Raw genomic sequence first — 26,310 nt, forward strand, 5'->3', positions numbered from 1 at the left:
ATGCCTGCCCGATGGCCTTCTTGCTTCGTGAGAGACACCATTATGGAGCAGGCGCATCGGGCGACCAGATCAAGGTCAAAGAGATGAACCTGCCCTGCTGCCCGGTCCGTCAGATCGGCTTGAGAACGGCGAAAGGAAAGGGCGAGAGTGTCCTGCTCAAAGCCTGCCCCTTATTCCCGGTCTCGACGATCTCGTCTGTTAGGATGTTACGCCAATGTCCCTCCGGCAGAGCTGCGCTGGTGCCTTCCCAGAGCACGCCGTCGAAACGAAGGCTGTCCGTGCCGGTCAACCGATCCCAGAGACGCGGGACAATCACGGCAACCCTGTCCGTCCCATGCCGCCTCTGGAAGGCGATCAGATGAGACGCTCGTTCGCCTTCGACCGGTAGGAGAGAGTAATCGCCATTGCCATAGAGGGCAGGGGCCTCGCGGCGCTCCTGCAGAAGGCGCCTGAGAACATGCTGTTTGATGTGGCCGTCCCGCCATCGTGTCAGGAGAGCATTCGGAGGAGCCGCATCATCGAGAGCTTTCGCTCGACTGGCGTAATCCACAGGGCGCCGGTTATCGGGGTCGACAAGGGAAAAATCCCAGAACTCCGTACCCTGGTAAATGTCGGGTACGCCCGGCAGCGTCATCTTCAGAATGGTCCGGGACAGTCCGTTGAGCATGCCGAGCATGGAGAGGCGCTGTGCAAGGGGGCGAAGGCGGGCGAGAATGGCGTTCTTTGGGTCGAGCACCACCCGCAGAAGGGTATGCGCGGCCTCCTCGTAGGGTTCGTTCGGGGCGACCCAATTGGTCTGGCGCTTGGCTTCGCGAAGCGCTTTCGTGACATAGCCCTGCATCCGCTCCTGAAATGAGCTGAGGTGAGCATTATCGTCCTGGTCCAGAAGCTCGAGCGGCCATGCGCCGAGGAGAGCCTGAAGCAGAATGACCTGATCGTTGGCGTCCGGCGCCGGCGCTCCGTTCACGTCCGAGAGATAGGCGGCGATGAGATCGCGCCACAATCTGAGGGTGCGCTCCCATTCTTCCGGCATCTCGGAGAGCGCGATCAATCGTGCCCGGGCATCCTCGCCCCGCTTCGTGTCGTGGGTGGCGGTTCCGACCATGGAGTGCGGCCAATTCAGCGCTCTGTCGGCATTCGCCTCGTGGAATGCCCTCGGGGTGATGCCGAAATGTCCGGGATCGCCGCCGACCTCGTTCAGGGCGATCAGCCGGCCGTAGCGGTAGAACAGCGTGTCCTCCAGGCTCTTGGCCATGACAGGGCCGGTCAATTGCTGGAAGCGTCGGCGGAAGCGGTACATGTCTTCAGGATTTGCCGCTTTCGCTTCGCCAAGGAGGAAGGCCCCTATGACATGATGCACGCTCCGATCGGGCAGCACGCTGGATCGTTGGGCTGCCGCGACGGTGTTCTCGATCAGCCGAACATCGGCAGGTGCCGGTTCGCCCTCCTTGAGATAGCTCCGATAGACCGGAAACGCGGCGATGATCTCGACCAGGGCTTGGCGCAGCGCATGAACCGTGTAATCACGCGTGCGGCGGCTGGAATCGGCAATCCCCTTGATGTCCGAAACCAGGGCTTCGAGCTCGCTTGCGAAATTCGTCCGCGTGATGGCGAGTTTCGCCTGTTTCAGCATCTCGTCGTAGTCCTCCGAGAGGCCCGAGGCCTCCCGGTAGATGCGTTCGAAAGCCTCGCCCGACCGGTGATCGACGAGGACGCCGTCGATCAGATTGAGCACATCGTATCCGGACGTTCCGGCGACGGGCCAGGGGCGGAGCTTTTCGCCGGGTTCGAGAATCTTCTCGACGACCACATAGAAGCCCGGGCCGACCTTGCCCTGCAGGGTATGGGCATAGCCCTCCGGATCCGCAAGGCCGTCGATATGATCGATCCTCAGGCCGTGAACACGATCCTCGTTCACGAGACGGATGACGAGATCATGGGTGCGCTCGAAGACGTCGGGAGTTTCGACACGCACGCCCGCAAGACTGTTGATGTCGAAGAAGCGCCGGTAATTGATGTCGCTCGACGCAACCTGCCAATAAGCCAAGCGATAGGCCTGGGCTTCGAGCAGGCGATGAAGCGAATTGAAGCTCTCAGGAACATCCTTCGTGCCATTGATGGTCGTCACGGCATGATCGATGGCTTTCCGGATTGCCGGCTGGCTGGCTGAAATCGCCGCCACGCGTCCCTTCAGCCGCTCGGCTTCCTCCATCAGGCGAGAAGCCCGTTCCGACGAGGGCGCCTCTCCCATGGCACGCATCTGTTCCGTCAGGGTGAGGAGCTCGCGAGCCTCCGCGCCGTTGCCGAATGCCGCCAAGGCTAGGTCGAGGATCATGGGATAGGTGATCGGACAGATCGGGAGACGATGCTCCCAGTGCCAGACACTGAAACTTCCCTTCTCCGCATCGAATTTCAGTTGAATGTGCCCGTTCTCCAAGGCCTCGCCATAAAGGCTGCCGAGAACAGGAACGATGAGCTTGCCTTTCGCTGCCGGGCGCTCCCAGTCGATGTCGAACGTGCTCGCGAACGGCGACAGACGTCCCCATTCCAGCACGGAGAGCCACGACTCGTTCGCATCGCCGCCGACACCCATATGGTTGGGGACGATATCGAGCAGAAGCTTCAGGCCGTGAGCGGTCAAGGCGTTCGACAACCGACGCAATCCTTCCTCGCCGCCGAGCTCCGGATTGATCGTGGAATGGTCTACGATATCGTAGCCGTGGGTCGAGCCGGAACTCGCCGTCTGGATGGGAGACGAATAGACGTGGCTGATGCCGAGTTTCGCCAGGTACGGCACGATCTCGACCGCGTCGTCGAAGGTGAAGTCCTTATGAAATTGCAGACGGTAGGTGGCCCGGGGCGCAGGTGAGGCGAGGCCGCTTCCGGGGCCTTGTGCACTTCGTCCTTCTTCCGCCAGGGCAACGGACAGCTTCGCCAGCTGACCGCCGGGGGCCGTGATGGACCGGATGGTGTTGGAAAGGCGCCTGCGCCAGTTCGGATGGCCTGCCTCCCTGCCTGGCATGTTGGGTTGGTTCAACTCACCGGATGCGTCTTCGATCTGCAGGGCCGTGAGAGCGCAAGCCGTTCGGGCGAGATAACGCACCGCCTTCTCCAGGGGCGGCTGGGTCGGTGCGTCGGGCGTGGAAAGCAGGTCCTCCTCGGCGAGAGCTTTCGCGAAGTTCCGCTTGTCGGCATCCCGCATCTTGTGCTCCTTGGCTGCAGTCTGCGGGTCGAAGATGCCGAGCGTCTGCCGGAGATCGATATCGAGACCCTGCCACCATCCTCTGAATGTCGGAAGGTCGTGGGTCGTGAGCACGGAGAGTGCGGAGCGAGGATACTCGCTTGGCCTTTTGAAAGCGGATCCCTCGCGCTCGAATGGCAGAACACGGTAGCTGAACACGCCGGATGCCATGATCGCATCCGAGAAGCCCTCCGGCGCGGTCCCGAGATCCTCTGCTATGACAAGGCACTTGGCACGATGGCTTTCAACCCGCAGAACTGCGAGCATCGCCTCGAACGGATAGTCGACATAGGCTCCTTGCGACGCCGACGCACCTGCGGGAATGAGGAAAAGGCGCTGCAGCTGAAAGGCATGGTCGATCCGGATCGCACCGGCATGCCGCATGTTCGCGGCGACCAGATCGCGGAAGGCCGCCAGGCCTTGCTCTTCGAGGGTCAGCGGGTTGAAGGGCGGCAGGCCCCAGTTCTGACCCTGAGGACCCAGCGGATCCGGAGGTGCGCCGATGGAAAGTCCGGAGGCAAAGCGCTCAGGGGCTGCCCAGATTTCCGATCCGCCTCCATCGGCTCCGACGGCGAGATCGCGGTAGAGGCCAATGGCCAGGCCGGCTGCTCGGGCTCGCTTCGCGGCATCGGCCAACTGGCGATCCGCAAGCCATTGCAGCCAGACGTGAAAGGCGATGCTCTCCTTGTGTTCCGAGCGAAACCGTTCGACCTCCGCAGCGCGCACATCCCGATAGGTCTCCGGCCAATCGCCGACCCATGCACATCCCTGCTCGCGCAGACGTTCCGAGATCGCCTCGAACGTGGCATGTGCCTCGAGCGCCTGTCCGCCGTCCCGGCGGAAGACTTCGAAGGCTGCCTGGTCGCCACTCTGTCTGAAATGCAGCCACAAGGCATCGAGGACGGAACGCTTGATGGACCATGCATCGCCATAATCGATGAGCAGGGCCTCACGCAGGCGCGACAACTGCTCCTGGACGGAAGGGCTGTCGAAAATCCGCCGGGCCTCACTCTCGACAAAGCCTTCGACGGCAGTCGGATCGATATAGAGGGCCTCCAGGAACAATCGCGAGGATGGCGAATAGGGAGAGATCTTCGTGCGATCCGTGGAGAAAAGAGCGTGGACAGGGCTGAGGCCCAGAAAGGATGCGCCCCAGGGACCAAGGTTCTCCGCCAGAAGGGCCACGTCGGAGTATCCGCCCACGCCAAAGTCATGATCGGAACGCAGGGAGTAGATCTGCGCCACGGCTCCCCAAAGGCGCTTGTCATCCTTGATGGCCTCAGGCTGCCAGCAACGGTCGGGCGATGCGATCAGGGTCGCTTCGAACTCGCCGAGCTGAAGGCGGTGGTAGCCCATGGGCAGACCCGGAAGCTTGAGCGTTGAATCTCCTTGAGCGATCTTCCCCTGATGGATCGTCCCGCCTTCCTCGATGAGTGTCCACCGGACCTGATCGGTCTTGGCGCGCAATTCGATCCGGAGCGGGCAATCGGAAGAAACCGGAATGATGGCCGGAAGAGGCGCGCCTTTCAGACGTTCCAACCTCGCAAGACTGTCCTGCGCCTCCTTTTCCGTCGCAACATGAAGCCCAAGGGCTTCCAGAATGGCGTTTCGGGTTTCCGGGCTGGTCTCGATACGTCGCCCGAATGCATCCGTATAGTCCGGCGAAAGGCCGATCAGTTCGGCCATGCGCCTGAGGACGGCATCGCGATTGCTCATGCGGATGCCTCTTTCACGATGATGCCCCTCCATGGTGCGAGTTGAATGATCCCGGAGATTGTCGCGGTATCCGCGTTCGACCATAGGATGCGAGCATCGTGTCCGATGTCGACGTCAACGGGACGCTCTCCGAAGTTCGCCCAAACCCGCAGGATCCCGGTTTCGAACGTCCAGGCAAGTTCGAGGACGTTGTCCTGCGAGACGAGATGACGCGAACCTCGGAATTCACTCTTGATCATCGGCAGGATCTCGTCCCTTCGGAGTTTGAGCAGGTGCTCCGTTTCCAGCAGGGCTTCGCGGTGCGGGGGGCGATCCTTCTCTGCCCAGTCGATCTTGGATCGCGCGAATGTCGCCTCATTTGTCGGGTCAGGGATGCGCTGTGCGGTATCGGGATCGGCGAAAGCCTTGAAGTGCTTGAACTCTCCTCGGCGGCCATCGCGCACGGCCTTGGCAAGTTCAGGCTCGGCCTCGAAGTCGACGAAGAACTGGAACGGCGATGAGGCGGACCACTCCTCCCCCATGAAGAGGAGAGGGATATGAGGCGAAAGCAGGAAAATGGCCTGGGCCAGCTTGATCCGGTCGGGCGCAATGAGATGCGCGAGGCGCTCCCCGAACGCCCTGTTGCCAATCTGATCGTGGTTCTGGAGGAAGGATACGAACGCGGTCGGCGGCAGGTGCGCGGACGGCTCTCCACGTACCACGCCGGGCCGGTGCGTCGATGGTTCGCCTTGATAGGCGAAGCCTTCGGCAAGCGCGCGGCCGAGGCGCTTCAAGGGTTGGTCCGCGTAATCCTCGTAGTACCCTTCGGTCTCGCCGGTCAGCAGAGCATGCCAGGAATTATGGGTGTCGTCGGCCCATTGCGCCGAGTAGAGGCGAGGCCGCCGATCGGATCCGCGAGAAAGCCAGCTTGCCTGATTGGCTTCGTTTTCGAGGACGAGATGGATCTCACGCTCGGGAAAGGTTTGACGGATACGTGTTGCAAGCTCTTCGAGAAAATGCGGCGTGCTCTCATCGACGATGGCGTGAACGGCATCGAACCGCAGACCGTCAAAGTGATATTCCTCCAGCCAATAGAGGGCATTGTGAATGAAGAATTCACGCACGACGCGACTTCCATCGCCATCCACGTTGATGCCGGCTCCCCATGGAGTCGGATGCCTGTCGGTGAAAAAGGATTCCGCATAGGCATGGAGATAGTTACCGGACGGGCCGAAATGGTTGTAGACCACATCGAGGAACATCATCAGGCCGAGTCCATGCGCATGATCGACCAGCCGCTTCAGATCATCGGGGCTGCCATAGGCGGAGTCCGGAGCATAGGGTAGCACGCCATCGTATCCCCAGTTTCGGCGTCCGGGAAATTCCGCAATCGGCATCAGCTCTACCGCCGTAACGCCGAGGTGTCGCAGAAACTCGAGCTTGTTCATCAAGCCGGCAAAGGTTCCTTCCGGGCTCGCCGTGCCCACATGCACCTCATAGAGGACGGTTTCCTCCCATGGGCGCCCTTTCCAGGATGAATCCGACCAACGATAGGAACGTGGGTCCACGACGAGACTCAGGCCGTGGACGTCGTCCGGCTGGAAGCGGGATGCAGGGTCCGGCACGATGAGATTGCCGTCGATTTTATAACCGTAGCGGCTGCCGCTCCGGGCCCTGTTCGACGTAAGGCGGTACCAGCCATCGCCCGATGGCCCGATGAGGTGGTCTTCACCGTCCAGCACCAGCATTACCTCATGGGCCGTGGGAGCCCAGAATGCAAAGCGTATGCCGCCGTCCACGTTCTCGGCCCCGAAAGGCATCTGATGAACTCGCCGCATGGGATCTCCGAAGGTTTGGGCACTTGCGAACGAGCTTCGCTGTGCAATGTTCCCAGGTACTGCAAAATTTACTGCCGAGCTTGTGATCTGCTGCCGCCGCTCCGGCCCTCGACGGGAGAGCGCTCAAGCGCATCGTGCGAAAAAGTGGCTCCGGTTTTTCGCCAGAACGATGCGCTCATCTAAGAAGGGAGCATCGTGCGAAAAAGTGGTTCCGGTTTTTCGCCGGAACGATGCGCTCATCTAAGAAGGGAGCATCGTGCGAGAAAGTGGCCCCGGATTTCGCCAGAACGATGCGCTCGTCCCAAAAAGGGAGCATCGGATTGAGTCCTCAAAAGTGCAAAACCACTTCCCGCGTCCGATGCTCTAGGCCGAGTATGCTTCGGGCGGTTCGGAGTAGTTAAAAATAGCCAGGAATTTTTACGGAACTTTCCGTCGGGCGCCGCGTTAGAAGGCCGACCTGCTTTTGGCGCGGGAGGTCACTGGGGAACGCGCCTTCGTGACGATATGTTGGAAACACTACACTCGGAAGCTGATGCAGCTTTCGCGACGACGGCGCGTGTCGGTCTGCATCATGATCATCGGCCTTCAGTTTCATTAACCCGCAGGCAGTCAATTCTTTTCGTAACATCCGAGATTGCCGATTACATCAAGGCAGGAGGGCTCGGGGAAGTATCGGCAGCTCTGCCCAGGGCGCTGAGGTCGCACTATGATGTTCGTATCCTGATCCCGGGCTATCGGCAGGTCCTCTCTCAGATCGGCGCAATCGAGGAGATCGCGCAGCTTCCCTCTTCATTCGGGATTCCGGCCTGCGGGCTTGGCAGGGGCATGACGAAGGACGGGCTGACGGTTTACGTCCTCCTGTGCCCCGAGCTGTATGACAGGGACGGTTCGCCTTATGTCGATTCGTTCGGCATGGATTGGAGCGACAATGACATTCGCTTCGCACGCCTTGGTTTAGCCGCTGCCGATATTGCTTGCGGCAAGGGAGACCCTCTGTGGTGTGCGGATCTGCTGCACCTCAACGATTGGCCGTCAGGCCTTGCCGCCGCCTATCTCACGTGGCGCGGACAGCATATCCCGACCATTCTGACGATCCATAACCTGGCTTACCAGGGAATTTTCGCGCGCGATCGTTTGTCGAGCCTCGGTATCCCCGACGCCGCTTTTCACATCAACGGCGTCGAATTCCACGGCAAGATGTCTTTTCTGAAGGCGGGAATTTTCTATGCATCGCACATCACGACCGTGAGCTCGACTTATGCAAAGGAGATTACGCAGCCCGAACATGGCTGCGGGCTCGATGGCCTCCTAAGAACCCGTGCGCGGCAAGGACGCCTTGACGGCATCATCAACGGAATCGATCAAAGCTGGGATCCGAGCAAGGATCCCAATCTGGTCAGCCGCTTCTCCGCTGAAAATTGCAGAGGAAAGCGCGCCAACGCCAACAACGTGCGCAAGAGCTTCGGTCTTGCCCTTTCTCAGGGGCCGCTCTTTGCGGTCGTGTCGCGGCTTGTCCATCAAAAGGGAGTCGATCTCGCCATTTCTGCCGCCGAAACGATCGTGTCCCAGGGTGGACAGATTGCCGTCATCGGGCAGGGAGAGCCTCGATTTGAAACCGAGCTTCGCGCTCTTGCGCAGCGGCATCCGGGATCGGTCGGCGTGAAGATCGGATATGATGAGAGGGATGCGCGCCGCATGTATGCGGGCAGCGACTTTCTTCTGATGCCCTCTCGCTTCGAACCGTGCGGCTTGAGCCAGATGTACGCACAGCGCTTTGGATCGCTGCCGATTGCCCATAAGACGGGCGGTCTCGCCGATACCATTGAGGATGGAGTCAACGGCTTCCTCTTCGGCGAACCATGCCTCTTCCGCTTCATGGATGCGATCAAGCGGGGACTTGAGACATTTCGGTCCCGTCCGCGACTGACGGCGATGCGGCGAGCCGCGATGAACAGACCGCATGGATGGGATCGCTCTGCGTCCAAGTATAAGGAAGTCTACGAGCGAGCGTGCCGAACGGCGGCTTACGCATAAGCCCCGATGATCTCCGGTCGGATGAGGCGAGTGAGGCAGGCGCCTGCTCGCCTTGGCGATGAGCCTCCCTTCCGTATTCTGAAGCAGGGCGATAGGCGCACAGAACCCGAGAGTGATATGGTATAAAATTAAAGTCGATAAAACTGCGGCACGTTGTCGGTTTGTCCATTGGGAGTTGTATTTCCTCCTATCATTTCTTATGCGAGCCTCTGTCGGAAGAGGAAAGACAATGGGCACGCCTCCGCGCATAGGCTTAATCGTCGATGAGGACGCATGCTATCGCATGGCCATGGGGGCCGTTCTCGAAAGCCAGTTCAACTATTCGCGGTTCATCGAGGTCGATTCTCTGGATGCGGCTTTGGACCGGCTCGGGGAATGCGCGAACATTGCTCTGGCTTTGTTCGATCTTTCCGCACCGGGGGTTAGAACGCCCTCCAACCTGCGTACGGTTCGTGAGTGTTTCCCGCAGACACGGGTCGCCGTCGTCTCCGCGTCCGACAATCGGCACAATATTCTTCTGGCACTTGAGGCCGGCGTGCACGGCTATCTGGTGAAGACGATGGGTGCCGCCGATATGGCGAACGCCCTTAAGATCATTCTGGATGGGGGCATTTACGTTCCGGCCAGTTTGGCTGACGTCTCGTCATTGCGTGACGAATTCCCGAACGACGATCCGGAGCAAAAAGCCGCCGAGGAGGAGGCCCCAGCGCGGAGTTCCGAGAAAGACACACCGATCAGTCCACTGACGCCACGGCAGCAGAATGTGCTTGACCTGCTGGTCCAGGGAAAGACGAACAAGGAAATCGCGCTGGCTCTCGGATTGGGTGAGGGAACGGTAAAGATCCATATGGCGGCGATCTTCCGATATTTCGGCGTCAACAACCGTGCCGCTGCAGCTGTCGCCGGCGCGCGCCCTTATCCGGATCGCAGGCGGAAGCTGTTGAGCGGCATATAGCGTGCGTTGAATTCCAGCTCTGCTCGATTCGAGGGCACTGGTCCGGGAAAGACTATGCGTCGCTCTGGCCGTATGCCTCGGCCATTTGCCTGATATCCGCGAGTTTGGAGCTGAAGGCCGACCAATCATCCCGTTGTGCAATAGGCTCCCAAAGGGCCTCGACCTCGTCGATGAGCATCGTGCAGGGCGTCTCTCTTGCAAAATAGGCGTGGCTCGGCCTGATCTCCGGGCGAGGTTGGAACTCCTCGACAGCCGTGCGGAATGGCTGAAACGCAGCATCGGCGTAAAGCGACGAGGAGGGGCTCCGTTCTGCGCGTTCGGCGCTTGCGATGCCTCCGAACCAGTCAAAGAAGGTCTGCTCGAAGGGGGCCTTGGTACGGTGCAGGAATGCCCATAAGTGTCCCGCAAGGGAACCGTTCAGTTCGGGGGTGCGTGGCTGAAGACCCAAGCGGCGGAGGATTGCGCTTGCAAATTCTTCGTGCAGAGCAGGCTCGAAGGCTCGCAGCGATGCTTCAAGGCTGCTCTGATCCGCGATGGGAAGCAGGCACTCTGCGAGCCTGAACAGGTTCCAAAGAAGAGCGTCGGGCTGGCGTCCAAAAGCATAAAGCCCCGTCTCATCGAAATACGCGGCCGTGAAGGCAGGGTCGTAGGTCGGCAGGAAGCGCCAGGGGCCGTAATCGAAACTCTCGCCCGTGACGTTGATATTGTCGGTATTGAGCACGCCATGCACGAAGCCGGCCGCCATCCATTGCGCGCCCATGCACGCCACCCGCCGGGAGACTTCCTCGACGAAGGCGGCCGCGCGATCGGTTACGTTGTCGCGCCAGATTTCAGGCATGTAGGTCGTGATCGTGTAGTCGAGGAGCTTGCTGATATTGCCGGTCTCGCCGAGGTAGAGCAGGCGCTGAAACGTGCCGATGCGGATATGCGAATGGCTGAGACGCACCAGGACGGAAGATCGAGTCGGTGAAGGCTCGTCTCCTCGTTCCAGTTCTTCGCCGGTCTCGATCAGGCTAAAGGATTTGGACGTGTCGACCCCGAGCGCCTCCAGCATTTCCGTCGCTAGGATCTCCCTGACACCGCCTTTGAGGGTCAGGCGTCCGTCAGCATGGCGCGACCAGGGTGTCTGTCCGCTGCCCTTCGTCCCGAGATCGAGCAGTTTTCCATTCTGGGTATCGTGGAGTTGCGCGAAGAGAAAACCACGTCCATCACCGAGGTAGGGGTTGTAGGTTCGGAACTGGTGGCCGTGATAGCGGAGTGCGAGAGGTTCCTGAAAGCTGCCGGGAAGAGGGTTGAACAAGCCGAAATGCCGCAGCCAGGCCTCGTCAGTCAAGCTCCCGAGACCGGTCCGCTCGGCCCATCGCTGGTTCCGGTATCTCAGACGATGCGTCGGGAAGCGTGCGGGTGCGACGGTATCGTAAAAATCTGGCCCGAGACTCTGGTGACTGATCGACGGGCGGTACGCGGGCGAAGGCATCGGGTCAGGTTCCATGTGTCCTGTTCAATGTGTCCAGTTCAACGTGTCCTGTTCAACTCGCGGCGGGTCGAGCCGTTCAAGACGTCAACTTCGCTTCGCAAGTCAATATAACGGGCGCACCTAGGAAACAAAGCTGACATGTCAGCGGTGAGTTGTAATGAAGTATATGAATATATCGCTCATCGACCATGCTGTGGAAAAATATTTTTCAGGTAAGACTTCGTTAAATCCTGATCATTTTCCGCAACTTGGTGCGGAAACTATGGATCGTTTCAGCTTTTCTGGGCCTTTGGCGCAGGTCGGGAGCTTGGCCGACGCACAGGCTGCTTCTATGATTCCTGGAGCGAAGCAGTCCTAGGAGAGATGAATGGTACCCAAGGAATTGGTTGCCCTCTGTGGGCGTATTGCATTGGTCGTGCTCGTCTTCGCATTCGTGGCAGGGATCATTGTGGGACCGCTTCTGCCGAAGTCGGGCCCCCCTCACTCGGTCACGGCTGCGCAGGACCGTTCAGGTTCCGAACTGATCCGCGTCAAAGCCACTCCGGGCTCGGGAGGACGGGGATAGAGCATCGGACGTGAAAAGTGGATTTACACTTTTGGGATCGATCCGATGCTCCCTTCTGAGATGAGCGCATCGTTCTGGCGAAAAACCGGGGCCACTTTTTCGCACGATGCGCTATGAGTCTTTTAGCTTCGGGAGTCTATGGAGGTTGCCCCCGGGGCGGTCGGCTTCGGTTGTGAGCTCTTTCGGAAACGCGCAATGAACGACGATGCCATCTTGCGGCAGGAAATCCGCGCTTCCTTGAGCGGAGCCCGTAGTCTGATCCGCTGCTATTCAGGGCTGTATTCCGGCGAGGATCTTATCCGAGATGTGCTCAAAGCCTGTGATGAAGTAGCGCAGACCTCCGCCTCAACGCCGCGCCTGCGAGAGGCTCGCCGGATCGTCCAGGAGCGGTGCACGAAGCTGGTGCGTGACGCGGATCGGTTTTCCATGCGCGATCCTGCGACCATTGCGGCATCCCGGGCTCAAGCTTTCGCGTCGATCGATACTTTTCAGGACGCGCTGCTCGAGATCCGCCGGATTGAAGGGGCCGCTCCGCGGATCGGCGCGCTCCTGAGACGACGGAGTCTCTAGAGCATTGGACGTCAAAAGTGGGTCCCACTTTTGGGGTTCCATCCGATGCTCCCTTCCTTGAAAGAGGGCATCGTTCCTGCGAAAAGCCGGAGCCACTTTTTCGCACGATGCGCGATGTGAAACTGGCAGGACTACCGGGCGTTGACGCTCCATTCAGCGAATCGTCCACCCGTGAGTGCCCTATGCATCCCAAGTCCGTCGTTTCCCAGGAGAAGGGGCATAGCCTCTTGGCGCTTGCGCCATCCGTCGGCCTCCACGCGGTGCGCGTGATCACGTTGGCGGATCAGGCCGGGGCCGACGGTCTGTTCTATCTGGCGCAGGGGCAGCGCAGGGCCGAGCAGCTGGTCCAGGCGGTCAGGGGATTGGCACCGGACTTGCGCGTCTTCCACCTGCCTCCATGGGATTGCCTTCCCTATGACAGCGCATCGCCCTCTCATCACGTGATGGGGCAGAGAATGTCGGTGCTTCGGCAGATGGCATTGTCCAAGAGCGGAAGACGCGTCCTGATCACAAGTCCAGCCGCGATCGTTCAGCGCGTACCGCCGCAGAACGTATGGGCTGGCGCCACCATGACGTTAAAGGTGGGGGACAGGTTCTCGCAGGAGGAGCTGGAACTCTTTCTGCACCGTACCGGACATGTGATCGATGACCGGGTCGATGAACCTGGAGAAGCAGCCCTTCATGGTCAGGTGGTCGATATTTTCCCAGCCGGTTCCACTCAGCCGTTCCGAATCGAGCATGACGGCAGGACGATCCGTGCCATTCGCCGCTACGATCCCGTTTCTCAGCGGACGGAGGAGGAGGTCGACGGCATCGTCCTGGAACCCGCGTCGGAAGTGGTGCAGGCGGAGACAGGCAATGATGCTTCTCTTCCGGAAAGGTATTCCGGAATGGAACATCGCCTGCCTGATTACTATGGCAGGCTCGAGACGATTTTCGATTATTGGCCCGCTGCTGCGATCGTCCAGGAAGACCGAGCGGAGGAGCGTCGTCAGGACGTCATGGAGCAGATTGCGGACGCTTTCGAAAGCCGCACCAGCCTGAGCATCGGGACCGATCACGCGGTAAAGCCCGAACGCCTCTTCATTCCCGATGACGAATGGCAGGAGCTGTTCAGGAAACGGCAAGTGACGGTCATTCACAAGGCAACCGAGGATGACAGGTCCGAGGTGCCCTTCTTTGCGGGTGCACGGAATCCGATGGAGGCGCTGTCCGGATTCCTTCGTGCACAGATCGAGAGCAAGCGCAAAATCGTGCTTGTTGCGTCGACCGAGCGGGATCTGAACCGTTTGGGCCGCAGGGTGAGAAGCTTCCAGGCACAGCCGGCTGCGGTCGCGCGGTGGAGCGAGATTATCTCCGGACCGCCTCAGGGATGGTTTGCAATCAAGGCCGACATCCAGAACGGCTTCGTGGACCCGGCTTCCCATATTGCGGTCGTTACGGCTCACGACGTGTTCGGAAGCCGCGCAAGCGGCAATGGCGCCTCAGCGACACCGGCTTCCGTGCCCTTGATGGACATGAATTTTCGCATCGGAGACATCGTCGTTCATACCGAACACGGCCTTGGCAGGATGGAGGGGCTCGAAACCGTATCGCTTGAGGGCGAGCAGAGTGAGGACGCGGTGCGTCTCGCATACGCGGACAATGCGATATTGGCGGTGCCCGCCGCGGAGATGGACCGGATCTGGCGTTATGGCGCTGCCTCCGACGCCGTCAGGCTTGATAAGCTCGGTGCCGATACCTGGGCTGCTCGCCGTCGCAAGATCGAGGAAGACCTCCAGGATACGGCCCGGCAGATGACCGATCTCGTTGCGGAGCGAAAGGCGGCCGTCTGCGATCCTGTCATTCCACACACTCGGGCCTATGAGCGCTTCGTCGCCCGCTTCGCCTTTTCCGAGACACCGGACCAGTCCCGCGCCATCGAAGAGGTCCTTCGCGACCTTGCGTCAGGACACCCGATGGACCGTCTGGTTTGCGGCGACGTCGGTTTCGGGAAGACGGAAGTTGCATTACGGGCGGCAGTTGCCGTTGCCCTCGCCGGCAGGCAGGTCGCCATCGTCGCGCCGACGACGGTTCTCGCACGGCAGCACTTGCGCACGTTTGAACGACGGTTTGCAGGGCTCGGGATCGAGATTGCCCATCTTTCGCGGCTCGTAGCCCCTGCACAGGCGCGGAGCGTCAGGAAGGGCCTTGCCGACGGCTCCATCAGGATCGTCGTCGGAACACATGCGCTCGCCGGCAAGGGGGTCAAGTTCCATGATCTCGGTCTCGTGGTCATCGACGAAGAGCAGCGTTTCGGCCTCAACCACAAGGCGAAGCTCCGGGACCTGGCGAAGGGCGGACACGTTCTGACGCTCACTGCAACACCGATTCCTCGTACTCTGCAAGCGTCGCTTGTGGGCTTGCAGGATATCAGCATCATCGCAACGCCCCCCGTCCGGCGGCAGCCGATCCGCACCATTGTGACGGCCTTCGATCCGGCGACCGTGCGAGAGGCGCTCATGCGCGAGAGGCGCCGTGCGGGGCAGAGCTTTGTGGTCTGCTCGCGGATCGAGGACATCGATCCGATGAGGAAACAACTGCAGAGGCTCGTGCCCGAGCTGGATCTGATCGTGGCGCACGGCCAGATGCCGCCGGCCGAGACGGACGAGGCGATGGTTCGTTTCGCCGATGGGGAAGGGGATGTGCTGCTCGCGACCAACATTATCGAAAGCGGCCTCGATGTGCCTCGCGCCAATACCATGCTGGTCTGGAGAGCGGATCGTTTCGGCCTCGCGCAACTTCATCAGTTGCGGGGACGCGTCGGGCGCGGACGCCTTCGTGCCTCTGTCTATCTGCTGACGGAACCAGAGCGGAAGCTGCCAACAGCGACGGAGAAACGGTTGCGGACGCTGGAATCGCTGGATCGCCTCGGAGCAGGGTTCGACATCAGCGCGCAGGATCTCGACCAGCGGGGTGCGGGTTCTCTTCTCGGAGAGAAGCAGGCCGGGCACGTCAAGCTGATCGGGCCTGATCTTTATCGGTCCATGCTGCAGCGCGCGCTTCGCGGCGAGACTTTCGAAGACATGTGGTCGCCGGAGCTCAACCTCGGCATCGCGGGCAATATTCCGGAGACATATGTCGCCGATCCGGAAACGCGGATCAATCTCTACGCGCAGATCGCACGGCTCGATCCGTCGGAGAGCGTGGACGATCTTCATGCCGAGATCGAAGACAGGTTCGGAGCTTTGCCGCAGCCTCTTCGCAACCTCATGAACCTGACCGAGGTGAAGCAACTTTGCATCCGCCTGGGCATCGCACGCATCGATGCAGGGCCGCTGGCGATCGCCCTGACGTTTCGGCCAGGAGCGGCAGAGCGCTTCCCGATCGAGCATCCAGCCGGCCCTTTCGAGGACGAGCTTCGCTGGAATGGAGGGCGGCTTGTCCTGGCACGCTCGATCGAGGAGCCCGAAGAGCGCCTCGCGTGTATTCAGGCTTTGCTGGGCAGCCTTGTCTAGCCCATCGTGCGAAGAAGGGCCCGGTTTTCCGCAAGAACGATGCGCTCTTTCCAGGAAGGGGGCATCGGACCCAATCCCAAAAGAGCAATTCCACTTCCCGCGTCCGAGGCTCTGAGGCCCGCGGTTCGACGCTTCCTTGAGGATGATGTGCGAACCTATCGGCCCGAACGGACTTATGTCTGAAGCGATGGACGAGAACGAGGAGCCGATGACTTCCGAGGAGATCAAGGAACTGAATGCGGCACGCGAGAGCCTTGTAAAGCGGCGCCGAGAGATGACCCGGCAGATCGCCGAGGCGCCGCTACCCTCTATCGAGATGGCGGAGGAGCTTTCAAAAATCCTGAATGCCATCGAGGCACTGGACCGCGCTCTGAATGAAGCCGGACACCCTTACATGAGCCAGTCCGTCGTGGATCAGGTGCGCGGCGAAATCTGAGTGGACCCGAGGCGGTCTGCAGATCGCGGTTGAAAGCCCCTCCTGTCCTATCCGGAGAGGCTTTCCGGGCCCTAGCGCATCGTGCGAAAAAGTGGACCCGGTTTTTCGCCAGAACGATGCGCTCATCTCAGAAGGGAGCATCGTGCGAAAAAGTGGACTTGGTTTTTCGCCAAAACGATTCGCTCTTTCCAGGAACGGAGCATCGGCCCCAAAGTGCAAAGCCACTTTTGGGGCCGATGCTCTAGCCCGTGTGGGCAGGTCCCGGGGGTGAGATTCATCGTGGGCAAGAGCCACGCTCGCGACTTTCGCAGCATGGAAAGAGCCGGTTTTTGATGTTTTGATCTTGTATTACATCGCCGCTTCAGGGTGAATTGCCGGGAGAAAGAATACCTGTAGGCCCTCCATGCCCCATTCCAACGCCCGTACCGTGGCGGCGTCTCATGCAGACAGCCAGCAGGACGATGCCCGTATGTTCGATCTGGCGCCGGTGTCCCTCTGGCTGGAGGATTATAGCGGCGTCAAGCAGCTCCTCGAGGAGTGGCGAGCCGCCGGGGTGACCTCGTTGCGGGAGTACCTGGAAGAGGATGTGGAGCGTGTCAGCGCCTGCTCGAGCCGGATCCGCGTCATCAAGGTCAATCACAAGACGCTCAGCCTCTTCGAGGCGGGCAGCCTGAGCGAACTGGTCGCCAGTCTCGACCGGATCTTCCGGGCCGATATGCTCAAGACCCATATCGATGAGCTGGTGCAGCTCTGGAACGGGGAGCTCCAGTTCGAGAGCAATACCGTCAACTACACCCTGTCCGGGAAACGGCTGGACATCCAGCTCAAAGGATCCGTCCTGCCGGGGCATGAAGAGCAGTGGGATCGGGTCCTCGTGGCGATCGAGGATGTCACCGAAAGGGAAACGGCCCGCCGCGAACTCGCCATCAGCGAGGCCTATGCGCGCGGTCTCTTCGAGCATTCGCCAGTGTCCCTGTGGGTCGAAGACTTCAGCGCCGTCAAGCAGTTGCTCGAGGACGTCCAGCGTCAAGGGATCAAGGATTTCCGGACTTTCACCGATGTGCACCCGGAGTTCATCACCCGCTGCCTGAGCGAGATCCGGGTCATCGACGTGAACCGGCATACGCTCGAGTTGTTCGCGGCCCCGGACAAGAAGACACTGCTCAGCAATCTCGGGGACGTTCTCCGCGAGGAGATGCAGGAGAGTTTCCGGGAGCAGCTCATCGATCTCTGGCACGGAAGGGTTTTCCAGCAGCGGGAGGTGGTGAACTATTCCCTCTCGGGGGACGAGCTTCATCTTCACCTGCAGTTCTCCGTTCTGCCCGGATACGAAGATGATTGGTCCCTGGTCCAGGTTGCCCTCACGGACATTACCGCCCGCAAGCGCGCCGAGGCTTATCTGGAATATCTCGGGAAGCACGACGTCCTGACCAAGCTCTACAACCGGTCGTTCTATGTCGATGAGCTTAACCGGCTCGAGCGCAAGGGGCCGTTCCCGGTCACGGTGATCATCATCGACCTCAACGGTCTGAAGGCGGCGAACGATCAGCTCGGACATGCCGCCGGCGACGCATTGCTGCGTCGCGCAGGCGAAGTCCTGGGCAAAGCCGTGGACAGGCCCGCATGCGCGGCCCGCATCGGCGGCGACGAATTCGCGCTGCTGCTGCCGGGAACGGAAGAGCGCGATGCCAAGCTTGTCCTGGAGAGCATCGAGAACCTGCTCGAGGTCAACAATCAGTTCTATACCGGCCTTCCGCTTCATTTCTCCATGGGGCTCGCCACCAGTAAGCAGGGCGAGCGGATGGAAGCCGTCGTCAAGCGCGCCGACCTGCGGATGTACGAGGCGAAGCGGGCCCACTACGCGGCCATGAAGGCGGAGAGCGAGGGCTGAGGTCAGGCGGTCCTCTCACTCCGTGATTTCAACGATCTCCGCTTTGGTCGAGCCCACGGGGATGACGTCGCCGACTTCCTTACCCATCAGCGCCTGAGCAAGGGGGGAGACATAGGAAATCGTCCCCTTGGCGGGGTCGGCTTCATCCTCTCCGACGATGCGATAGGTCTGACGGCGGCCATCCTCGCGCTCAAAGGTGACCCGAGCGCCGAAGCGCACATGGGCCGTGTCGCGGGGATGCGGAACCACCTCGGCCGACACGCGGCGGGCCGACCAGTACCGCAGGTCGCGCGAAAGACGCGCCAACTCGGCCTTGTCGTCCGCAGCCTTTGCCTGCTCGAGACGCTGCTCAAGGGCAGCGATCTCCACATCCATCTGGGCTAGTCCCGACGGAGTGACGAGATGATGGGGGCTCAAGGCCCGGTCCGGGAGGTCCTCGAAGGCTTCCCCACCTTCAGTTTCACGAACAAAGGCACGGCTCATTGACGCTTCCTCCGCGCTCTCGAAGAAAACGCATCAAACCCCCGAGGTTTCCCGGTTACGACTTTATTGCTCAGCCTGGCGCAGGCGTCCCACGATTCCGCCCGGAAAAGCGTAGACGCTGATCACGAACAGCGCGCCGAGCCAGAGCAGCCACCGGTCGGGATGGATCAAGTTCGGCAGCACCGGTATGCCCGCAAGCGCCTTGTTGCCGGCTTCCATGAGGACCTGCAGGTAGCTCTGGGCCAGGATGAAGAGGGCCGCACCGATCACGGACCCATACATCGTTCCCATGCCGCCGATCACGACCATCAGCAGGATGTCGATCATGATCGAGAAGGAAAGTGTCGTATCCGGTCCGTTGTATCGCAGCCATAGGGCCATAAGAGCGCCCGCGACCGTCGCCGCAAGGGCCGAGGCGACCGAGGCCATCGTGCGGTAGGCCACGACGCGGTATCCCAGAGCCTCGGCGCGGAACTCATTCTCGCGGATCGCCTGCAGCACGCGACCGAACGGCGAGTTCACGATGCGCAGGAGCAGGAGGAACATGAGAAGCGCAACGACGAACAGCATGTAATAGGCGAGCACGCGCCCATTGACCGGAATGCCCAGCACCGGCTCCGGCAGAAGCCGGAAGGCCGGGCGCAGCTCATAGGGAAGCTGAAACGAAAGGCCGTCCTCCCCGCCCGTGATGGCCGAGAGCTGCGAGGCGAGGACCGCCATGGCGGAGGCTACCGCCAGCGTGATCATGGAAAAGAAGATCGCACGCACGCGCAAGGAGAGCAGGCCGATGGCGACGGCAAGAAGAGCCGAGACGAGGAGCGCCGCGGCAAGGCCGATGAAGACCGAGGTCCAGGTCGGCCCGAGCCGTTCCAGCGCGATGGCCATGCCGTAGCCTCCGATGCCGAAGAACATGGTGTGGGCGAAGGAGACGATCCCGGTATAGCCGAGCAGCAGGTCATAGCTCGCCACCAGGACGATGAAGACGCAGATCTTCGCGGCGGTGCTCAGGGGCTGGCTTCCGGAGAACAGGAACGGCGTCGCCGCAAGAGCAAACAGGATCGCGAGCAGGATGAAGGTCAGTGCCTTCGAGCGCGGCGGATCCGAAGACAGGATCGCGCTGAAAAACCCGCCTTGCTTGCGGGCTCCGTCGAGGTGGAGGGGGTGGGCAGGAGACGAATTCATCGGCGCGCAACCGGAAAGAGGCCCTGCGGACGCCAGATCAGCACGAGAGCCATGACGAGGATATTGGAGATGAGGGCCAGCTTCGGTTCGAGGAAGCCGACGTAATTCGCAACCAGCGCCACCAGGATGGAACCAACGAAGCAGCCGCCCACCGAGCCGAGGCCGCCGATGATGATGACGATGAACACGAGCACCATTACGTCCATTCCCATCCCGGCGGTGAGCGTCTGCCGGTAGAAGGCCCACATCACGCCGCCGAGCCCGGCAAGGGCCGAGCCCGCCACGAAGACGCTGACGAACAAGCGGCGGATGCGGTAGCCGAGCGCCTCGACCATCTCCGGGTTCTCGACGCCGGCCCGGATGAGAAGACCGAGGCGGGTGCGGTTGAGCAGAAGCTGCATGCCGACGAACACCGCAAGGCCGATGCCGACGGCCACGATGCGGTACCGCTCCATCACCACCTCGCCGATCACGAAGGCGCCGCGAAGGGTTTGAGGCAGGGGAATGGGAATCGGAGACGCCCCCCAGATGGCGTGGATCGCCTGCTCGGCCACGATCAGACCACCCATGGTGACGAGGATCTGCTTGAGATGATTGCCATAGACCGGGCGGACGATGACCCGTTCGAAGGCCATGCCGACGACGCCCGTGAGGCCCATCGCGACCAGGATGCAGAGCAGAAGAAGGGCGAGATTCAGCCAAAGAGAGTCGGCCTGGGCCCAGCCTGCGAGGGGGCCGAGGACGATGAGGCTCGCGTAGGCCCCGAGCGAGATGAAGACCCCGTGGCCGAAATTGATGATGTCCATGAGGCCGAACACCAGGGTGAGCCCCGATGCCATGAGGAAGATCATCATGCCCATGGCAAGGCCGGCCACCGTGAGCGTCACCCAGGCGGGAAAGCTACCGACCAAGGGAAGGGCAGCGAGCGCGAGGACCGGGACGAGAAGGATCGGCAGCCAATCCGTCCGCGAGCGGGGAAGCGGTTCATGGGACGCAGAGGCGTCGGCAGCCATATCGGTCATTGGTGAGCATCCATGGAAAGGCCGAGCAGGCGCTGCTGCAGGTTCTTGTCCGTCGCCAGATCGCTCATGGCGCCGGAATGCACGGCACGCCCGTCGTCCATGACGACCACGCTGTCGCCCAGCACCGATGCCGCATGGAAATTCTGCTCCACGAGCAGGATCGTTTCGCCCGCGGCCTTCAAGGCCCCGAAGGCTTCGATCATGCTGCGCACCATCACGGGGGCAAGTCCCTTGGTCGGCTCGTCGATAAGCAGAAGGCGGCGCGGTTCCGCGATGGCCCGGGCGATGGCGAGCATCTGCTTCTGCCCGCCCGACAGATTGCCTGCAGGCAGGTTCCAGAAGCGTTTCAGGGCCGGAAAGAGGCCGAGCATCCAGTCGAGACGCGCAGGGTCCACCGGGCCGCTGCGGGCGGCGAGAACGATGTTCTCCCGCACGGTAAGATCCGTGAAGATGCCCATCGATTCAGGAACATAGCCGATGCCCGCGCGCGCGATGTCGGGCGTGCTGTTTGTCGTAATGTCCCTGCCGTCGAAGCGGATTGTTCCGGACGAGGCCCGCCACAGGCCCATGATGGTCCGCAGGGTGGTCGTCTTGCCCGCACCGTTGCGGCCGAGCAGCATGGTCAGCTGACCGGCTGGAACGGCGAAGTCCACCCCATGCAGGATGTGATAGGGGCCGATATGCGTATGAACCCCGGAGAGCTGCAGCAGGGGCTCAGGCATTGGCCGTCTCCACTCCGAGATAAGCCTGTTGGACCACCGGGGAGGCGATGACCTTCGCGGGATCTCCGTCGGCCACGAGGGCGCCGTTGTGCAGCACGATGATCCGGTCCGCGAGCGAGCGGACCACGTCCATCTTGTGCTCCACGAGAAGGACCGTCGCCTCGCCGCGTTGCTTGATGTCCTGAATGAGCTCGAGCACGGTCGGCACCTCGTCGACGCTCATTCCCGCCGTCGGCTCGTCGAACATGAAGACTTTGGGCTCCATCGCGATCAGAAGCGCCACTTCGAGCTTGCGCTGATCGCCATGAGAGAGCGCCTTCGGGGCGATGTGGCGCTTGTCGCTCAGGCGGACCCGCTCGAGAATCTCCTCCGCTTTTCGAATGAGGTCGCGGCGAGCGTTCCACACTGTCAACAGCGACCATCCCGCCTCCGCGCGGCTTTGGACCGCGAGCCGCACGTTTTCCAGCGCCGACAGATCGGGGAAGAGATTGGTGAGCTGAAAGGCGCGGCCCAATCCGCGCTTGGCGCGGGCGGACGGGGGGAGGGCCGTGATGTCCTCCCCCGCCACCAGAACCTGTCCCGATGTGGCGCGCAGCTGGCCGGATATCAGGTTGAAATAGGTGGTCTTGCCCGCTCCGTTCGGGCCGACGATAGCCGTGAGAGTTCCGGGACCGAACCGGCACGAGACGTCATCGACGGCCACATGGCCGCCGAAGCGGACGGTGAGCCCGCGCGTTTCGAGCGCGGGCATTGCGGCTGCCGGGGACGTCACGTCTGGCTTGAGCATCGGACGTGAAAAGTGGATTTGCACTTTTGGGATTCTCTCCGATGCTCCCTTCCTGGAAAGAGCGCATCGTTCTGGCGAAAAACCGGGACCACTTTTTCACACGATGCGCTAGCGCTTGTTGCGGACCGGAATCGGCATCTTGTCGGCCGGGATCGTCGCGACGAGGTCGAGCAGGTCGTTCGAATCCTTGCCGTTGGCCCTGACCTTGAAGTGATACATCTCCTGCAGGGCCTGATGATCCTCCTTGCGGAAGGTCATGGCGCCTTTCGGGGTATCGAAGCTCATGCCTTCCATGGCCGCGATCAGCTTCTCGGTGTCGGTGCCCCCGGCTTTCTGAATGGCCGTGACGACGGCGGACGCAGCCGCGAAACCGCCCGCGGTGAAGAAGTCCGGGGGGGCGTTGTAGCGCTTCTGATGCTCGGCCACGAGCCAGTCGTTCAGAGCGTTCTTCGGGAAGTCCCAGTAATAATAGATCGCCCCTTCCATGCCGGGATAGTTCTTGTAGATCTGCATGGCGGGCAGAATGTTGCCGCCCGGTGCGATCTCGATGCCGAAGCGCTCCGGCTTCAGGTCCGCGATCTTCGGCAGGGGATGCTGGCCGGCCCAGATGATGTGGATGATCTTCTTGCCCGGCTTGTCCTTCAGGGCGTCGAAAATGCGCTGGGCCGAGGCCGTGAAGTCCGTGGCGTTCTGCGGGGCGTATTCCTCGAAGACGACCTTCGCGTTCGGGCGGATTTCCGAGAGCGCGCTCTTGAGGGCGGCGACGCCGTCGCGGCCGAAGGCATAGTCCTGGGCGAGGGTTGCGATGGAAACGTCACCGGTCGCCGGGACGGCGGCCGCGTTGCCATAGGCATCCTGCGTCGAGTTGCGGGCCGTGCGGAAGATGAAGCGGTTCCACTTTTCGCCCGTGATCGCATCGGCTACGGCGGGCTCGACGATCAGGATCTTGCCGTTTTCCTCCGCGACCGGCAGCATCGCGAGCGCCGCAGCGGACGAGGTGGTGCCGACGGCGATATCGACATTGTCGTCGTTATAGGCCTGTTCCAGCAGGGTCTTCGCGATATCCGCCTTGAGCTGGTCGTCCTTGACGATCACGGAGATCTTGCGGCCGTTCACCGCCATCGAACCCTTGGTGAGGTACTCGAGGCCCATCATGAAACCGGCTTCCGTCTGCTTGGCATAAGCTTCGAGCGGCCCGGTCTTGCCCGCAATCAAAGCAATCTTAATGTCTTGCGCAAGGGCGGCGGACGTAAAGAGAATCCCTGCCGTAACGGCAGAAATGGTGAACTTGAGACGCATCGGTTTCCCTCTGTGTTTTTATTACGGCATTGACGGTCGCGTCGCCGGACCTGTCAAGTTCGTTTGTGGGGAAGACCTTAGAGTGGCGATCAGTCTTTGGGTTAAGCCTCCGGCAGGACCGGGTTCTTGATGTCCCTGGCTTCGCGCCCGCGCCGGGCGGCTTCGCGTTCGAGGAACAGCAGCGCCACCCCCGCCGTGCAGATGACGCCGGCGCCCACGAGGGTCCAGAACCCGACGATGTCCCCGAAGGCCAGATAGCCCAGCACGATGGCCCAGACGATGAGGGTGTACTGATAGGGCGCGACGACGGAAGCCGGGGCGATCTTCAGCGAGCGGTTGACGCAGGCATGACCGGCCATCGAGACGATGCCGAGCAGGAACAGGCCGGCAAGGTCCAGCCAGCCCGGCGCCACCCATGCGAATGGTGCCACGGCGATGCCGAAGATGACGTTGCCGAGCATCTGGCCCAGAACCAGCGTTCCGTCATCCGTGTCCCGCAGCTTGCGGGTCGTGATCATCAGGAGCGAGTAGAACATGCTGCCGGCCAGGGCGATGAGGGCCGGCCAGGAGACCGTGGCCGGTGACGGGCGAAGCGCGATCAGCACGCCGACGAAGCCCACGGCGATGGCGGCGATGCGCGGCTTGTCGATCCTCTCGCCCAGCAGGAATGCCGCGAAGGCCGCGACATAGATCGGGCCGGCGAGGTAATAGGTCATGACGTCGGCGAGCGGCAGGTAGGTGACGGCCCAATAGAAGCAGGAGACTTCGAGGGTCGAGAGCAGGATCCGGAAGGCATGGAGGCCCGGCTGCGGCGGAACCCTGATCGGGACGTTCTGCTGCCGCATGATCGGAAGCAGAACGGCCAGGGCCGCGAGGCCGCGCAGGAGCAGGATCTGCCCGACGGAATAGGTGGCGACGAGCCACTTGCCCATGACGTCGTTCATGGAGAACAGGAAGGTGCCGAGCAGCATCAGGCCGATGCCGATCATGGCACCCGAACGCACTCTCGGGGAGGGGGGCGAAGCGTGACTCATGGCCCCCACACATGCGGGAAGCGCGTGCAATTCACAAGGGGCATGAAAACTGTCTTAATGAGTGTGAGCAAGGAGATGCGTTCATGGATGACCCGACACCGCACGTTCCCGATTACGAGGCACGGGTGCGGGCGAGCTTCGCGAAACAGGGGCTCATGCGGACACTGGGGGCCTCCATCGCCCGCGTCTCGTCCGGGGCGGTCGACCTTGTTCTGCCGACCTCGCCCGCGGTGTCGCAGCAGCATGGCTTCACGCATGCGGGGGCCGTTGCGAGCATCGCGGATTCGGCGGCCGGTTATGCGGCTCTGACCCTGATGCCGCCCGGAGCGGGTGTCCTGACGGCCGAGTTCAAGATCAATCTTCTCGCGCCGGCTCTGGGAGAGCGCATCGTGGCACGGGGCAAGGTCGTCAAGGCGGGCCGCACGCTGACCCTTGCGCAGACCGATGTCTTTGCCGAGCGCGAGGGTCATGAAAAGCTCGTCGCCGTTCTGATGGCCACCCTCATGACGGTGGAGGGACGCTCCGGGGTGGATGATTAGAGCATCGAACGCGGGAAGTGGGAACCGGTTCTGCGTGAAGAGATGCTCTAAGTGTTTAGAACGTCTTCGCCCCGTTCACGGGGAGCATGATGGCGTAAAGCGACGTCGTCGCGCAGATGAACAGCCGGTTGCGCTTCGCGCCCCCGAAAACCACGTTGGCGACCGTCTCCGGAACCAGGATCTTGCCGATGAGCGTGCCATCGCTCTCGTAGCAATGCACTCCGTCTCCCGCACTGGTCCAGATCCGTCCCTCGTCGTCGAGCCGGAAGCCGTCGAACAATCCACTGGTGCAGGTGGCGAAAACGCTTCCGCCCGTAAGCCGACCGTGCTCGCCCACATCGAAGACCCGGATATGGCGGGGGCCGTCCATCACATGCGTCGCGCCCGTATCGACGATATAGAGCTTCTTCTCGTCGGGGGAAAAGGCGAGCCCGTTGGGGCGGACGAAATCGTCGGCGACGATGCCGATGGAGCCGTCCTGCGGGTCGACTCTGTAGACATAGCAGGCGCCGATCTCGCTTTCCGCCTTATGGCCCTCGTAATCGGAATCGATTCCATAGGCCGGATCCGTGAACCAGATCGAGCCGTCCGTCTTCACGACCACGTCGTTGGGACTGTTGAGGCGTTTGCCTTCGTAATGGCTGGCGATGACCGTGATGGAGCCGTCATGCTCCGTACGGGTAACGCGCCGGTTGCCGTGTTCGCAGGTCACGAGGCGACCTTCGCGGTCGACCGTGTTGCCGTTCGAATATCCGGACGGGGCACGAAAGACGCTGACGGTGTTCGATGTCTCGTCGAAGCGCATCATCCGGTCGTTGGGAATATCGCTCCAGACCAGGTAGCGCCCCGCCGGGAAATAGGCCGGGCCCTCGGCCCAGCGGCACCCCTCCGCGAGCTTTTCCAGCCGGGCCGTAGGATTGATCAGACGTCGAAAGCGCTCATCGAGTTCAACGGCCATGTCACGCAACATGGTGGGCCCTCACTGCTTGGCACATCGTGCGAGAACGTGGACCGGATTGTCGCACGATGCGCTCATGAAGGAA

The 26,310-nt window shown here is 61.5% G+C and carries 19 protein-coding genes; 8 read left to right on the top strand and 11 right to left on the bottom strand.

Going from position 1 to position 26,310, the window contains the following annotated elements; translation table 11 throughout:
• Positions 1-109: 109 nt before the first annotated feature.
• Positions 110-4,957 carry a malto-oligosyltrehalose synthase gene (locus tag AB8841_RS16110; RefSeq protein WP_370436840.1) on the bottom strand — a complete coding sequence of 1,616 codons (4,848 nt, stop codon included), beginning with the start codon at positions 4,955-4,957 and terminating at the stop codon, positions 110-112.
• A complete protein-coding gene (gene treZ / locus AB8841_RS16115) occupies positions 4,954-6,774 on the bottom strand; it encodes a malto-oligosyltrehalose trehalohydrolase (protein WP_370436841.1) in 1,821 nt (606 codons plus the stop codon). The genes AB8841_RS16110 and treZ overlap by 4 nt, the downstream gene beginning before the upstream one ends.
• Positions 6,775-7,278: 504 nt before the next feature.
• Here treZ and glgA point away from each other — a divergent pair.
• The gene (glgA, locus tag AB8841_RS16120) at positions 7,279-8,808 is read left to right on the top strand and encodes a glycogen synthase GlgA (RefSeq protein ID WP_370436842.1); all 1,530 of its coding nucleotides are present in this window, start codon (positions 7,279-7,281) and stop codon (positions 8,806-8,808) included.
• A gap of 112 nt (positions 8,809-8,920) precedes the next feature.
• Positions 8,921-9,763, top strand: a complete 843-nt coding sequence (locus AB8841_RS16125; RefSeq protein ID WP_370436843.1) for a LuxR C-terminal-related transcriptional regulator — start codon at positions 8,921-8,923, stop codon at positions 9,761-9,763.
• A 52-nt stretch (positions 9,764-9,815) separates the two neighbouring features.
• On the opposite strand, the gene AB8841_RS16130 is transcribed toward AB8841_RS16125, so the two are convergent.
• Positions 9,816-11,240 (bottom strand): protein adenylyltransferase SelO, encoded by a 1,425-nt coding sequence (locus AB8841_RS16130; RefSeq protein WP_370436844.1) that lies wholly within the window; start codon positions 11,238-11,240, stop codon positions 9,816-9,818.
• A 157-nt stretch (positions 11,241-11,397) separates the two neighbouring features.
• Between AB8841_RS16130 and AB8841_RS16135 the strand changes: the two genes are divergently transcribed.
• The 5 genes from AB8841_RS16135 to AB8841_RS16155 all read left to right on the top strand — a co-directional run bounded on the left by AB8841_RS16135 (position 11,398) and on the right by AB8841_RS16155 (position 18,199).
• Positions 11,398-11,598 (top strand): hypothetical protein, encoded by a 201-nt coding sequence (locus AB8841_RS16135; RefSeq protein ID WP_370436845.1) that lies wholly within the window; start codon positions 11,398-11,400, stop codon positions 11,596-11,598.
• 402 nt (positions 11,599-12,000) lie between these two features.
• Positions 12,001-12,375 (top strand): hypothetical protein, encoded by a 375-nt coding sequence (locus AB8841_RS16140; protein WP_370436846.1) that lies wholly within the window; start codon positions 12,001-12,003, stop codon positions 12,373-12,375.
• A gap of 182 nt (positions 12,376-12,557) precedes the next feature.
• Positions 12,558-15,872 carry a transcription-repair coupling factor gene (mfd, locus tag AB8841_RS16145; RefSeq protein ID WP_370436847.1) on the top strand — a complete coding sequence of 1,105 codons (3,315 nt, stop codon included), beginning with the start codon at positions 12,558-12,560 and terminating at the stop codon, positions 15,870-15,872.
• A 187-nt stretch (positions 15,873-16,059) separates the two neighbouring features.
• Complete coding sequence (locus AB8841_RS16150; protein WP_370436848.1) at positions 16,060-16,308, top strand: hypothetical protein; 249 nt, start codon at positions 16,060-16,062, stop codon at positions 16,306-16,308.
• Between the two features lie 403 nt (positions 16,309-16,711).
• A complete protein-coding gene (locus AB8841_RS16155; RefSeq protein WP_370436849.1) occupies positions 16,712-18,199 on the top strand; it encodes a diguanylate cyclase domain-containing protein in 1,488 nt (495 codons plus the stop codon).
• A gap of 15 nt (positions 18,200-18,214) precedes the next feature.
• Here AB8841_RS16155 and greA read toward each other — a convergent pair whose 3' ends face one another.
• The 7 genes from greA to AB8841_RS16190 all read right to left on the bottom strand — a co-directional run bounded on the left by greA (position 18,215) and on the right by AB8841_RS16190 (position 24,683).
• On the bottom strand, positions 18,215-18,682 hold the full coding sequence (gene greA / locus AB8841_RS16160; RefSeq protein ID WP_370436850.1) for a transcription elongation factor GreA: 468 nt from the start codon (positions 18,680-18,682) through the stop codon (positions 18,215-18,217).
• 63 nt (positions 18,683-18,745) lie between these two features.
• Positions 18,746-19,864, bottom strand: coding sequence for a branched-chain amino acid ABC transporter permease (locus AB8841_RS16165; RefSeq protein WP_370436851.1), 1,119 nt, complete (start codon positions 19,862-19,864; stop codon positions 18,746-18,748).
• Positions 19,861-20,886, bottom strand: coding sequence for a branched-chain amino acid ABC transporter permease (locus AB8841_RS16170; protein WP_370436852.1), 1,026 nt, complete (start codon positions 20,884-20,886; stop codon positions 19,861-19,863). Before AB8841_RS16170 ends, AB8841_RS16165 begins: the two co-directional genes overlap by 4 nt.
• Positions 20,883-21,608: an ABC transporter ATP-binding protein gene (locus tag AB8841_RS16175; protein ID WP_370436853.1), complete on the bottom strand. Its 726-nt coding sequence runs from the start codon at positions 21,606-21,608 to the stop codon at positions 20,883-20,885. Before AB8841_RS16175 ends, AB8841_RS16170 begins: the two co-directional genes overlap by 4 nt.
• Positions 21,601-22,359 carry an ABC transporter ATP-binding protein gene (locus tag AB8841_RS16180; RefSeq protein ID WP_370436854.1) on the bottom strand — a complete coding sequence of 253 codons (759 nt, stop codon included), beginning with the start codon at positions 22,357-22,359 and terminating at the stop codon, positions 21,601-21,603. The genes AB8841_RS16175 and AB8841_RS16180 overlap by 8 nt, the downstream gene beginning before the upstream one ends.
• A gap of 144 nt (positions 22,360-22,503) precedes the next feature.
• Positions 22,504-23,694 (bottom strand): substrate-binding domain-containing protein, encoded by a 1,191-nt coding sequence (locus AB8841_RS16185; protein WP_370436855.1) that lies wholly within the window; start codon positions 23,692-23,694, stop codon positions 22,504-22,506.
• A gap of 101 nt (positions 23,695-23,795) precedes the next feature.
• A complete protein-coding gene (locus tag AB8841_RS16190; protein ID WP_370436856.1) occupies positions 23,796-24,683 on the bottom strand; it encodes a DMT family transporter in 888 nt (295 codons plus the stop codon).
• Between the two features lie 128 nt (positions 24,684-24,811).
• Here AB8841_RS16190 and AB8841_RS16195 point away from each other — a divergent pair, with 128 nt between their 5' ends.
• Positions 24,812-25,267, top strand: a complete 456-nt coding sequence (locus AB8841_RS16195; protein WP_370436857.1) for a PaaI family thioesterase — start codon at positions 24,812-24,814, stop codon at positions 25,265-25,267.
• Between the two features lie 55 nt (positions 25,268-25,322).
• On the opposite strand, the gene AB8841_RS16200 is transcribed toward AB8841_RS16195, so the two are convergent.
• A complete protein-coding gene (locus AB8841_RS16200) occupies positions 25,323-26,237 on the bottom strand; it encodes an SMP-30/gluconolactonase/LRE family protein (RefSeq protein WP_370436858.1) in 915 nt (304 codons plus the stop codon).
• Positions 26,238-26,310 lie beyond the last annotated feature (73 nt).

Origin of the sequence: Microvirga sp. TS319, from assembly GCF_041276405.1 — a bacterium.
Taxonomy (GTDB): domain Bacteria; phylum Pseudomonadota; class Alphaproteobacteria; order Rhizobiales; family Beijerinckiaceae; genus Microvirga.

What these genes read in the sequence shown, in the direction of transcription:
- AB8841_RS16110 (WP_370436840.1), bottom strand. Translation starts at nt 4,957, where the DNA reads ATGAGCAATCGCGATGCCGTCCTCAGGCGCATGGCCGAACTGATCGGC.
- treZ (WP_370436841.1), bottom strand. Translation starts at nt 6,774, where the DNA reads ATGCGGCGAGTTCATCAGATGCCTTTCGGGGCCGAGAACGTGGACGGC.
- glgA (WP_370436842.1), top strand. Translation starts at nt 7,279, where the DNA reads ATGTTGGAAACACTACACTCGGAAGCTGATGCAGCTTTCGCGACGACG.
- AB8841_RS16130 (WP_370436844.1), bottom strand. Translation starts at nt 11,240, where the DNA reads ATGCCTTCGCCCGCGTACCGCCCGTCGATCAGTCACCAGAGTCTCGGG.
- AB8841_RS16135 (WP_370436845.1), top strand. Translation starts at nt 11,398, where the DNA reads ATGAAGTATATGAATATATCGCTCATCGACCATGCTGTGGAAAAATAT.
- AB8841_RS16140 (WP_370436846.1), top strand. Translation starts at nt 12,001, where the DNA reads ATGAACGACGATGCCATCTTGCGGCAGGAAATCCGCGCTTCCTTGAGC.
- mfd (WP_370436847.1), top strand. Translation starts at nt 12,558, where the DNA reads ATGCATCCCAAGTCCGTCGTTTCCCAGGAGAAGGGGCATAGCCTCTTG.
- AB8841_RS16150 (WP_370436848.1), top strand. Translation starts at nt 16,060, where the DNA reads ATGGACGAGAACGAGGAGCCGATGACTTCCGAGGAGATCAAGGAACTG.
- AB8841_RS16155 (WP_370436849.1), top strand. Translation starts at nt 16,712, where the DNA reads ATGCCCCATTCCAACGCCCGTACCGTGGCGGCGTCTCATGCAGACAGC.
- greA (WP_370436850.1), bottom strand. Translation starts at nt 18,682, where the DNA reads ATGAGCCGTGCCTTTGTTCGTGAAACTGAAGGTGGGGAAGCCTTCGAG.
- AB8841_RS16165 (WP_370436851.1), bottom strand. Translation starts at nt 19,864, where the DNA reads ATGAATTCGTCTCCTGCCCACCCCCTCCACCTCGACGGAGCCCGCAAG.
- AB8841_RS16170 (WP_370436852.1), bottom strand. Translation starts at nt 20,886, where the DNA reads ATGACCGATATGGCTGCCGACGCCTCTGCGTCCCATGAACCGCTTCCC.
- AB8841_RS16175 (WP_370436853.1), bottom strand. Translation starts at nt 21,608, where the DNA reads ATGCCTGAGCCCCTGCTGCAGCTCTCCGGGGTTCATACGCATATCGGC.
- AB8841_RS16180 (WP_370436854.1), bottom strand. Translation starts at nt 22,359, where the DNA reads ATGCCCGCGCTCGAAACGCGCGGGCTCACCGTCCGCTTCGGCGGCCAT.
- AB8841_RS16185 (WP_370436855.1), bottom strand. Translation starts at nt 23,694, where the DNA reads ATGCGTCTCAAGTTCACCATTTCTGCCGTTACGGCAGGGATTCTCTTT.
- AB8841_RS16190 (WP_370436856.1), bottom strand. Translation starts at nt 24,683, where the DNA reads ATGATCGGCATCGGCCTGATGCTGCTCGGCACCTTCCTGTTCTCCATG.
- AB8841_RS16195 (WP_370436857.1), top strand. Translation starts at nt 24,812, where the DNA reads ATGGATGACCCGACACCGCACGTTCCCGATTACGAGGCACGGGTGCGG.
- AB8841_RS16200 (WP_370436858.1), bottom strand. Translation starts at nt 26,237, where the DNA reads ATGTTGCGTGACATGGCCGTTGAACTCGATGAGCGCTTTCGACGTCTG.